The organism is Chelatococcus sp. KU-N122 (assembly GCF_055391085.1).
Genome location: NZ_AP043981.1, coordinates 8125584 through 8136831, shown reverse-complemented (window position 1 = coordinate 8136831; position 11248 = coordinate 8125584). Strand labels below are relative to the sequence as shown.

General features: G+C 69.2%; 8 protein-coding genes. 7 read left to right on the top strand and 1 reads right to left on the bottom strand.

What is annotated here, in order from left to right:
* Positions 1-202 precede the first annotated feature (202 nt).
* From ACZ5PO_RS36715 to cqsA, 5 genes are all read left to right on the top strand, one after another.
* The gene (locus ACZ5PO_RS36715) at positions 203-1366 is read left to right on the top strand and encodes an efflux RND transporter periplasmic adaptor subunit (RefSeq protein WP_464187813.1); all 1164 of its coding nucleotides are present in this window, start codon (positions 203-205) and stop codon (positions 1364-1366) included.
* 12 nt (positions 1367-1378) lie between these two features.
* Complete coding sequence (locus ACZ5PO_RS36710) at positions 1379-4495, top strand: efflux RND transporter permease subunit (protein WP_464187811.1); 3117 nt, start codon at positions 1379-1381, stop codon at positions 4493-4495.
* A 49-nt stretch (positions 4496-4544) separates the two neighbouring features.
* Positions 4545-4934: a type II toxin-antitoxin system RelE/ParE family toxin gene (locus ACZ5PO_RS36705; RefSeq protein WP_464197186.1), complete on the top strand. Its 390-nt coding sequence runs from the start codon at positions 4545-4547 to the stop codon at positions 4932-4934.
* Positions 4883-5698: an enoyl-CoA hydratase gene (locus ACZ5PO_RS36700; protein ID WP_464187809.1), complete on the top strand. Its 816-nt coding sequence runs from the start codon at positions 4883-4885 to the stop codon at positions 5696-5698. The genes ACZ5PO_RS36705 and ACZ5PO_RS36700 overlap by 52 nt, the downstream gene beginning before the upstream one ends.
* A 432-nt stretch (positions 5699-6130) precedes the next feature.
* Entirely contained in the window at positions 6131-7333 is a 1203-nt protein-coding gene (gene cqsA / locus ACZ5PO_RS36695; RefSeq protein WP_464187807.1) for an alpha-hydroxyketone-type quorum-sensing autoinducer synthase, read from the top strand.
* A gap of 194 nt (positions 7334-7527) precedes the next feature.
* Here cqsA and ACZ5PO_RS36690 read toward each other — a convergent pair whose 3' ends face one another.
* Positions 7528-9357, bottom strand: a complete 1830-nt coding sequence (locus tag ACZ5PO_RS36690; RefSeq protein WP_464197184.1) for a DEAD/DEAH box helicase — start codon at positions 9355-9357, stop codon at positions 7528-7530.
* Between the two features lie 343 nt (positions 9358-9700).
* On the opposite strand from ACZ5PO_RS36690, the gene ACZ5PO_RS36685 reads away from it, so the two are divergent.
* Both ACZ5PO_RS36685 and ACZ5PO_RS36680 read left to right on the top strand, forming a co-directional pair.
* The gene (locus tag ACZ5PO_RS36685; protein WP_464187805.1) at positions 9701-10204 is read left to right on the top strand and encodes an RNA polymerase sigma factor; all 504 of its coding nucleotides are present in this window, start codon (positions 9701-9703) and stop codon (positions 10202-10204) included.
* A gap of 106 nt (positions 10205-10310) precedes the next feature.
* Positions 10311-11243, top strand: a complete 933-nt coding sequence (locus tag ACZ5PO_RS36680; RefSeq protein WP_464187803.1) for a FecR family protein — start codon at positions 10311-10313, stop codon at positions 11241-11243.
* The last annotated feature ends 5 nt before the right edge of the window (positions 11244-11248 follow it).

Below are 11248 nucleotides of genomic sequence, written 5' to 3'. Positions count from 1 at the left end.
CGCGGGATGACGGCGAACCGGTAACGGCGACATCGGCGTGGGCCCGGCGGCGCGCCTCGAGGCCGTAAACCTACGTATACTGGGAGGTTGACCGTCGTCGGCGGTACATCCCGAAGCATCGGCGCGGATCCGTTGGCGCCGGGCGCGCCGATTGGCATCGCTGCGCCGGCCGGTCCGCCAGCACCCGGGATGGGAGCCTTCGATGATCGCAAGCGGACAGGCCAGCTCGCGCTGGTGCGGCCATGGCGCCGCGGCGAGGCTTCTGGCGGTGGGTGGCGTCACGCTGCTGCTCGCGGCGGGCGGGCCGGCGTCGGCCGACGGAGGGCCCGCAGCCGCCGCGCCTCCGGTCGAGGTGGCGGCGGCGCGGATCGGGGACGTGCCGGTCATGTTGACCGGCCTCGGCACCGTCCAGGCCTTCAACACGGTGCGGGTGAAGACGCGGGTCGAGGGCGAGCTGCAGCAGGTGCTGTTCGACGAGGGCCGGGACGTGAAACGCGGCCAACTGATCGCCGTGGTCGATCCCCGCACCTTCCAGGCGGCCCTCGATCAGGCCAGAGGCAAGCTCGTGCAGGACAAGGCGTCGCTCGCCAACGCCCAGCTCATCCTCGGGCGCGACCTCCAGCTCGGCAAGAACGAGTTCGCGAGCCAGCAGGTCATCGACAACCAGCGCAGCCAGGTCGAGCAGCTTCAGGCGCAGATCGTCCAGGACGAGGCGCTGGTCGCCGCGGCCGCTACCCAGTTGTCCTACACGCAGATCACGTCGCCGCTCGATGGCCGCACGGGCCTCAGGCTGGTGGACCAGGGCAATATCGTCTCGCCGACCGATGCGGCCGGGCTGGTGGTCATCACCCAGCTCAAGCCCATCGCGGTGCTGGCGCCGCTGCCGGAACAGGATATCGAACGGGTGCGGGCGGCACTGAGCGCCGGCCCCGTGCCAGCGGAGGCACGCGCTCGCGGCGGCGGCGCCCTGCTCGACCGCGGGACGCTGGCGCTGGTCGACAACCAGATCGACCCCAGCAGTGGCACGGTCCGTGTCAAGGCGACGTTCCCCAATGCGGCGGACCGGCTGTGGCCGGGCCAGTTCGTCGACCTGCGCATCCAGGTCGGCGTGCTGAAGAGCGCCGTCACCGTGCCGGCGGGTGCCGTTCAGCGCGGCCCGGACGGCGCCTTCGTCTACACCGTCGACGCTGCCGGCGCAGCGCAGCAGGTGCCGGTCACGCTCGGCCAGATCGCCGACGGCACGGCCGTCATAGGGGGCGGTCTCGAAGCCGGTGCTCGGGTGATCGTGTCCGGGCAGTACCGGGTCACGCCGGGAGCCCACGTGGCGGTCCAGGACGCCTCGGCGTCGGACGCCGCGACCCGTTGAGGAAAGCGCACCATGTCCGTCTCGGCCTGGTTCATCCGCCATCCCATCGGCACCTCGCTGCTGATGGCCGGCCTCGTCGCGGTCGGCGCCTTCACCTTCCCGCTGCTGCCGGTCGCGCCGCTGCCCAACATCGACGTGCCGACCTTGCAGGTCTCCACGCAGCTTCCGGGCGCGAGCCCCGAGATCATCGCCTCGTCGGTGACGCAGCCGCTCGAGCGCCAGTTCGGTGAGATCTCTGGCATCGCGCAGATGACGTCGATCAGCACGCTCGGCAACAGCTCGATCACGCTGCAGTTCGCGCCGAGCCGCTCCGTCGACGGCGCCGCGCAGGACGTGCTCACGGCCATCAACGCCGCAAGCGGCCAGCTCCCCACCGACCTGCCGTCGCCGCCGACCTACCGTAAGGTCAATCCGGCCGATCCGCCGATCCTCGTGCTCTCCCTCAGGTCCGAGACGGTGCCCCTGATCAAGGTCGACGATTATGCCGAGACCGTGCTGGAGCAGCACATCAGCCAGATCGACGGCGTCGGCCAGGTGCAGGTGGTGGGCCAGCAGAAGCCCTCCGTGCGCATCCAAGTCGATCCGGCCAAGGTCGCCAGCCTCGGCCTGTCCCTGGAGGATCTGCGCAGCGCCATCGTGTCGACCACCGTCAACGATCCCAAAGGCACGATCCAGGGGGCGCGGCGCACGTTCACCTTGCTCGACAACGACCAGCTGACCACCGCGGGCCAATGGCAGGACGCCATCCTCGCCTATCGCAACGGCGCGCCGGTGCGGGTGCGCGACATCGGCAGGGCGGTGGAGGGGGCCGAGAATGCGCAGCTCGCCGCCTGGGCCAACGGCAAGCCGGCCGTCCTGCTCGCCGTCTACAAGCTGCCCGGCGCGAACGTCATCGCCGTCGTCGACAAGATCAAGGCCGAGCTGCCGCAGCTGCTGGCCACTGCGCCGGCCGGGATCCACCTCGACGTGCTGAGCGATCGCACCACCACCATCCGCGCCTCCGTCGGCGACGTGGAGCTCACCCTGGTGATCACCATCGTGCTGGTGATCGGCGTGATCTTCGTCTTTCTGCGCAGCTTCTGGGCGACGCTGATCCCAAGCGTCACGGTGCCGCTGGCGCTGATCGCCACCTTCAGCGTGATGTTCGCGCTCGGCTACAGCCTCGACAACCTGTCGCTGATGGGCCTCAGCATCGCCGTGGGCTTCGTCGTCGACGACGCCATCGTCATGCTGGAGAACATCAACCGCCATCTGGAGATGGGCAAGACGCCGCTCGCCGCGGCGCTCGACGGCTCGGCCGAGATCGGCTTCACCATCCTCTCGATCAGCTTCTCTCTGGTTGCCGTCTTCATCCCGCTGCTGCTGATGGCGGGCGTGGTCGGCAGCCTGTTCCGGGAATTCGCGGTCACCGTGACGGCGACCATCCTCATCTCGGCGGCGGTGTCGCTGACGCTCACGCCGATGATGTGCGCGCGCTTCCTCAAGCCGCACGCCGGTGCGCAGCATGGCCGCCTCTACCGCTGGTCGGAAGCCGCCTTCGACGCGCTGCTGGCGGGCTACCGGCGGAGCCTCGACGTGGCGCTCCGCCACCACCGCATCACCTTCGCCGTCTTCCTGGCGACGCTAGCCGCCACCGCAGTGCAGTTCGTCCAGATCCCGAAGGGCTTCTTCCCCATCGAGGACACGGGCCTCATCATCGGCGTCTCGGAGGCGGCCCAGGACATCTCCTTCGACGGCATGGTGGACCGCCAGCGCGCGCTCGCCGCCGTGGTCATGGCCGATCCGGACGTGGCGACCGTAAGCTCCACCGTCGGCGCCGGCCCCGGGCAGACGATGAACAACGGCAAGATGTTCATCACCTTGAAGCCGCGCGACCAGCGCCAGGCGTCGGCCAGCGAGATCATCACCCGGCTCGGCCCGCAGCTCGCCAAGGTGCAGGGGGCGGCGCTGTTCCTGCAGGCCGCACAGGATCTCAACGTCGGCGGCCGCGTCGCCCGCACGCAGTTCCAGTACACCTTGCAGGACGGCGATATCGCCGAGCTCAACACCTGGGCGCCGCGGCTGCTCGCCGAGCTGCGCAGCCTGCCGCAGCTGACCGACGTCGCCACCGACCAGCAGACCGGCGGCACCACGCAGACGCTGACCATCGACCGCGACCAGGCCGCGCGCTTCGGCATCACGCCCGAGCTGATCGACAACGTGCTGTACGACGCCTTCGGCCAGCGCCAGGTGGCGCAGTACTTCACCCAGCTCAACAGCTATCACGTCATCCTGGAGGTGACGCCGGAGGCGCGCAACTCGCCCCACGCGCTCGACCAGCTCTACGTGAAGTCGCCCCTGACCGGCGAGCAGGTGCCGCTGAGCGCGCTCGCCTCATGGACCACCGCGCCGACCACCTTCCTGTCGATCAACCATCAGTCCCAGTTCCCGTCGGTGACGCTGTCCTTCAATCTGGCGCCGGGCGTGGCGCTGGGCCAGGCGGTCGACGCGATCCGGGCGGCCGAGCGCGGCCTGGGGACGCCGGCCACCCTTGTCGGCAGCTTCCAGGGGAATGCGCAGGCGTTCCAGAGCTCGCTCGCCAGCGAGCCGCTGCTCGTCGTGGCCGCGCTCATCGTCATCTACATCATCCTGGGCGTGCTCTACGAGAGCTACGTCCACCCGCTGACCATCCTGTCGACGCTGCCCTCCGCAGCGCTCGGCGCGCTGGTCGCGCTCAGGGCCTTCGGCTTCGACTTCACCATCGTCGCGCTGATCGGCGTCATCCTGCTCATCGGCATCGTCAAGAAGAACGGCATCATGATCGTCGACTTCGCCATCGAGCGCATGCGCGGCGAGGGGCTGGACGCGCAGCAGGCCGTGCGCGAGGCCTGTCTGCTGCGCTTTCGGCCGATCATGATGACCACCATGACGGCCCTGCTCGGCGGCGTACCGCTGATGCTGGGCCACGGCACCGGCTCCGAGATCCGCCAGCCCCTGGGCTACGCCATCGTCGGCGGCCTGATCGTCAGTCAGGCCATGACCCTCTACACGACGCCGGTGTTGTTCATGTATCTCGACCGGCTGGCCGGTTGGCGCGCGCGGCGCCGCGCGGCAGGTGCCGCAAAGGTCAGCGCAGCGCCGCAGCCGTGAGCGAGCCGCTTCCCGCTGGTGTGGGACACGTCGGAGACATCGGCGATAGCTGGGAAGGACGAGCGCTAAGGTTCAGTTCAGGGCCGCAGCGAAAAGGGATCTATTCAATCCATATACCTATATTTCTGGGCAATCCGGGCATGAGCGTGCAGGTTCATTCGTCGATCGGATCGAGAAGCTCTGCCTTGGCCTGAACGATTTCCCGGAGCGGGGCATCCGCTGCGACGACCTTCGGCCGGGCATCCGTCTCCGGACTGACCCGCCGCCGGTGGACCGAGCCTCGCCGGGATCGCGGGATGCGGAGGAGGGCGCGCGGTTGTACGCTCGCTCCGCCAAGCCGCCGGGCGGGCGCTCCTGCCGCGGCCATAACCACTGGGAGGACAGCCAATGGCGCTCGAACAGGTTCGCTACGAGGTCGACGAGCACGTGGCCACCGTGACGCTCGATCGGCCCGAGAAGCTGAACGCCTGGACGCGCCGCATGTCGGAGGACCTGCGCGAGGCCATGCGGCAGGCCGACGATGACCCGTCCGTCCGCGTCATCATCTTCACCGGCGCGGGGCGCGGCTTCTGTGCCGGTGGCGACATGGGCCTGCTGAGCGACATCGGCGCCGACCGCGATCGCCATGCGGTGCCGCCGGCCGGCGCCTTCGATCCGCGCGCGCCGGTCGACTTCCACGGGCCCGACAGCTACTTCCCGTCCATCAGCAAGCCCATCATCTGCGCGCTCAACGGGGTGGCCGCCGGCATCGGGCTGGTCTATCCGCTCTACTGCGACCTGCGCTTCTCCGCGAGCGAAGCCTATTTCTTTACGGCCTTCGCCCAGCGCGGCGCCATCGCCGAGCACGGCATGAGCTGGCTGCTGCCGCGCCTCGTCGGCCTGCCCAACGCCTTCGACCTGCTCTACTCGGCCCGGCGCGTCGATGCCGCCGAGGCGTTGCGCATGGGGCTGGTCAACCGTGTCGTGCCCGGCGCCGAGCTGATGAACGAGACCAGGGCCTACGCCCAACTGCTCGCCACCCAGGTGTCGCCGCGCTCGCTCAAGGTCATCAAGCGCCAGCTCTGGGACGACCAGATGCGGGGCCTCGGACCGGCGGTCGCCGTGTCGCAGGCGGAGATGGCGCTCAGCTTCCTCAGCGCCGACTTCCGCGAGGGGATCGGTCACTTCGTCGAGCGCCGCCCGCCACGCTTCACCGGCGCGTGAGCGGAGCTGCCGGGCGCATCTGGCACGGGCGGCCGCCCGGTGGAAATATGGCTGGGGGAAACGTGGCCGGTGGATGCCGACGCGCCGCCGGGGCCAGCGCGGCGTGCCGTCGCCGGGCGCCGCGGCCACAGCGGCCGCGCGCAAGGTCCGCGCCACAGCTGTGACAGCCGCATCGCTTCGCGGCAAGATACAGTTATCGTAGCAATATTTTGATAATCGCGAGCGCGCGCCATGCGTCGCATAATCATCGTCGGCGCCAGCTCCGACGTGCGGCTTCTCGCAGGCGTAACCATTTCTGCCGCTCCAGGGAAAAATGATCCTGTTTAGCCGCCTTGTCGTAAAATATTTTTATACCTGAATTATGAAGTCGCAAATTCAGACGAATGCAAAGAAAAATAACGATTTGCTCTTTTCAAAGATAGAGGTTCCGTAATGGTGGCCGGTTCTTCGTTGAAAAGCGACTTCTATGAGCGGCAGGTTCCAGATCTTCCGGAGTACATATCTTCTAGAGTGCAGAAGCACTGGAATCGGATCAAGAATGACTGGAACGGTGGTCACCTTCTGCATGGCCTGAATCCAGGCGAGAATGCCATAATACTATCCAGTAACGACTACCTCTCGGTGCTGGGGCGGAATGGGCTTGCTTCGCCGGCTCGAATTTCGCCACGTCCTGACTCTCAACTGCTGATGTCGGCTGTGTTCTCCCATGGCGATACCGTCGCTGCGCGCACGGAGGCCAAGCTGGCGCGGTTTCTCGGGGCGGAGGATGCCGTTCTCTGCCAATCCGGCTGGGCGGCCAATGTCGGCCTGATTCAGACGATCGCCGACGCCAGTGTGCCCGTCTACATCGACATGATGGCGCATATGTCGTTGTGGCGCGGGGTGCATGCGTCCGGCGCGCGCGCGCTCGCCTTCGCCCACAACAATGCCAGGCACGCCGAGCAGAAGATCAGCCGGAACGGCCCCGGGGTGCTGATCGTCGACACGGTCTACAGCACCGACGGGAGCCTGTGCCCGCTGGCGGATTTCGTCGACCTGGCGGAGCGCACCGGCTGCGTCATCGTCGTCGACGAGTCGCACTCCTTGGGCACCCATGGGCCGCAGGGCCGCGGCCTGGTCGTCGAGCACGGGCTTTGCGACGCCGTGCATTTCCGGACGGCGAGCCTGGCGAAGGCCTGCGCCACCCGGGCTGGGCTGATCACCTGCTCCACGGAGTTCAAATCCTATTTCTCGTCGGAATCCTATCCGGCGATCTTCAGCTCCAGCATGCTCGATCACGAGATGGTGTGGCTCGGCCGCGTGGTGGATTTCATCGAGGCCGCAGACGAGCGGCGCGCGCGGCTGCACGCCATCTCCAGCCATGTGCGGCCCGAGCTGGCGACGATGGGATACGACGTCTCGGCCGGGTCGGAGCAGATCATCTCGCTCGAGGCCGGCCCCGAGCGCAAGACCCTGGCCTTGCGTGACGCGCTCCAGAAGCGGGAGGTGTTCGGCGCCGTCTTCTGTGCGCCGGCGACGGCGCCCAATCGCTCGCTGATCCGTCTGTCCATGCAGTCGGAGCTGTCCGATGCGGAGGTGGAGCGCCTGCTGACGGCCTGTCACGGCGCCATGCAGGAGTTGGGCGGCGCGATCTGAGACGCGCGGGCCGGAGCGCTTCGCGATTGGGTGGACTCACCCAATTGCAAGAGAAGAGCTCCAGATTCAAAAGGGTATGAGCATTTCTCCGCCATTGGATGGGTCCATCCAATGGCGAAATGCTCCGGCTCCCCGCCAAATCGTGTCGAAGCGAAGGGTGTCGCGGTCGCGGCCACCATCGCTTGGTCAAGCGCTCAGGGGCGCCGAGGCCCTTTTGCCGCCGGCTTACCCTCGAACTTGCCCTCGAACTTGTTCGGGCGACTGCGGCCGGGCCCGCGCGGGGGGCGACCGGGTGGCTTCGGCTCACGCGGGGGCTCATGGCCTGCCTTGCCGGGCGCGGGCTTGTCACGGAATGATCTGCCCGGGGGCGCCCCGTCCTGCCGCGCCTTCCTTCCGCGACCCGGGCGTTCGGGATGGCTCGCGCGAGGGCCGCCGGGAAGTGGTTCCACGGTCACGTTCGAACCGTCCGGCGTGCGCAGCGCCTCGCTGAAGCGATCGAGCGCGGCGGCGCTGACCTCGAAAGCGGTCTCGTCGTCGAAGATGCGGATGGCGCCGATGTCGTCGCGCGTCACGTTGCCCCGCCGGCAGATCAGGGGCAGCAGCCAGCGCGGATCGGCCCTGTGCCGGCGGCCGAGGTTGAGGCGGAACCAGGCGCCGCCTCCGCCCCCCGCCGGTCCGGCGAAGCCGCGGCCGGGGGCCCGCTCGCGCGCGCCGCGCGTCTCGCCGGGATCGGTCACCTCCTCCGGCGCGGGAAGGGCGGCGCGATACTGGCGCACCAGCGCCGCAACCAGATGCTCGGCCGAGTGCGCCGCCAGCAGCGTGCGGGCGACGTCCGCATCATCCTCGCTGGGCGCGTCGGTCAGCAACGGGTCGCGCAGCATGCGCTCGTGGTCGAGCTTGCGGATCTCGTCGGCGGTCGGCGGCCCCGACCAGGCCGCCGTCACGCCCAGGCTCGCTAGCATGTCCTCGGTGCGGCGCCGGCGAAACGCCGGCACCAGCAGCACGCTGACGCCCTTGCGGCCCGCCCGTCCGGTGCGGCCGCTGCGATGCTGAAGGCTCTCGACGTCGTGCGGCAGGTCGGCGTGGATGACGAGGGCGAGGCTCGGCAGGTCGATGCCGCGCGCGGCGACGTCGGTCGCCACGCACACGCGCGCCCGGCCGTCGCGCAGCGCCTGGAGCGCGGCGTTCCGCTCGTTCTGGCTGAGCTCGCCGGACAGCCCGACCGCGGAGAACTGCCGCTCCTGAAGCGTCGCCAGCATGTGCCGGACGGTCTCGCGCGTGTTGCAGAAGACGATGGCGCTCGGCGCATCGTAGAAGCGCAGCACGTTGACGACGGCGTGCTCGACTTCCTTGGGCGCGACGCGGATGGCGCGGTATTCGATATCGGCGTGCCCGCCCTCGGCGCTCGCCACTTCGATGCGCAAGGCGTCGCGCTGATAGCGTTTGGCCAGGGCGGTAATGCCGCGCGGCAGCGTCGCCGAGAACAACAGGCTGCGCCGCTCCGGCGGCGTGGCGTCGAGAATGAACTGGAGATCCTCGCGGAAGCCGAGGTCGAGCATCTCGTCGGCCTCGTCGAGCACGGCGACCTGCACGGCAGACGTGTCGAGGCGGCCGCGCTCCAGATGGTCGCGCAGGCGGCCGGGCGTGCCGACGACGATGTGGGCACCGCGGTCGAGCTGGCGCTGCTCCTGGCGCGGATCCATGCCGCCGACGCAGGAGACGACGCGCGCGCCCGTCGCCGCGTAGAGCCACTCGAACTCACGTTGGACCTGGAGCGCCAGCTCACGGGTGGGGGCCACGACGAGCGCCCGCGGCGCGGCTGCGGGTCCGAAGTGCTCGTCGGTGCCCAGCAGCGTGTCGGCCATGGCGAGGCCATAGGCCACGGTCTTACCCGAGCCGGTCTGGGCGGACACCAGGAGGTCCCGGCCCGAGGCCTCGGGGGCCGACACCGCGAGCTGCACCGGTGTCGGGTCGTCGTAGCCTCGCTCCGCCAAAGCGCGCGCGAGCGCCGGGTTCGTCGTCATGATGGGCACAGCCGGCTCCGTCTATGTCGCAATGTCGTCAGGCGTCGAACGGGAGCCATCGGAAGGGGAGGGGGACCCTTAGTCGAGAACGCTCGCCGATGCCATTGTCGCCGAGGCGTCGTCCAACGGTGCCCTCGTGTCCAGGACGTGCCGGAGCTACGGCAACGGCTTACGGGACGCAGCGCCGTAGTCGGGCGCGAACCGAAACCTCGGCAACCGGCTTCCCGCCCGCCCTTGAGTCTTAGAATTCATCTAAATCATTGTGTTTGCACAACAATGGACGCTCCGATATGCGGGCCCAAGCGCGACCTGCGCCAGCGCGACGCCGAGGAGCCAATTTCCTATGTCCGCCCGAACGGTCGATTTCGCCGGGCTGTATCTGTCGGAGCGCGACAGGATCACACGCCTGATCCAGCGCTTCGTCCGCAATCGCGCGACCGCGGACGACCTGGTGCATGACGCCTTCGTCAACCTGATCGACAAGGGCGCCCTGGCCCGCGACCACGCCGCCTATCTGACACGGATCGCGCGCAATCTGGCGATCGACAGCTGCCGCGCCGAGCGGCGGACGCTGTCGCTCGAGGAGGCGGATCTGTTCGCGATGGCGGACCCGGCGCCGTCGGCGGAGGCGGTGCTGGTCGACCGCGAGGCTCTGGCGCTGACCATCGACATCCTGGCGCGCCTGCCGGAGCGCACCCGCGCGGCCTTCGTGCTGCATCGGCTCGGTGAGAAGACCCTGGCGGAGATCGCCGGCCAGCTCGGCATGTCGACGGCCCACGCCGGCCGGCTGGTTCTCCAAGGCTACGGCGCCGTGCGCGACGGGTTGCGCGCGGCCGGCATGCGCTGAGGCGCCGGCGGCGCCACGGGCGATCGTTTGGAGATAATTTCGACGCCGCGTTCGTCCCGTACTATGGGGGCGGGCTTGACGTTTCGCGCCGCCGGATCCCGCGTCGATGCCAACTGTCCCTGAAGACGACGACCTGTGGAACGAGGCCATGGCGCTGCTCCTGGCCTGGCAAGCGGCGCCGCAGGACGAGCGCGCCCGGGAGGCGATCCGGGCCTTTTGTGCGCGGGGGCCGGATCATCACTCAGCCTGGGAGGAGGCCAAGCGGGTCTACCGCGTCACGGGCGACGCCGTGGGCGCACGGCCCCGCCGCGGCGGGCCTTCCCGTCGGCAGGTGCTGACCAGCGTGGCGGCGGTCGCAGTCGGCGCCACGGCGGCGCTCCAGGCGCCGGGCCTGATGCGCCGATGGCGGGCCGACGAGGTGACGGGCGTCGGCGAGATCCGGCGCTTCGCTTTGCCGGACGGATCGTGGATGACGCTCGGACCGGAGAGCGCGGTCAGCGTCGCCTTTTCACGGACCGAGCGGCGCGTCCTCCTCGATGACGGCATGGTGCTGTGCGAGGTCAGAGCCGAGGGCGACCGGCCGTTCATCGCCGCGGCCGGAGCCTTGACGGCCAGCACCGACGCCGGGGCCTTCGAAGTCAGGCACGAGGGCGCTCGGTGCTTCGTCGCCTCGCAGAGCGGACGAATCGAAGCCGTGCTCGGGCCGGCGGGCACCATCGCCCTGGCGCCGGGCGAGTGGGTCTCGCTCGGGCCGCAGCAGGGCGCCGTGCAGCGCGGCCGCCGGGACACAAAACAGATCGCCGCATGGCGCGAGCGCCTGCTCATCGCCGACCGGGAGAACGTGGCGACGATCGTCGCCGAGATCGCCCGTTGGCAGCGCGGGCGGGTGATCATTGCGGAAGCGGCGCTGGCCGACGCATCGGTGAGCGGACTGTTCGACCTCTCCGATCCGCAGGCCGCGCTTGCGGCCGTGGTCGCGCCCTACGGCGGCAAGGTGCGGCAGGTCTCGCCCTGGTTCACCGTCCTGACGACGCTTTGACGATC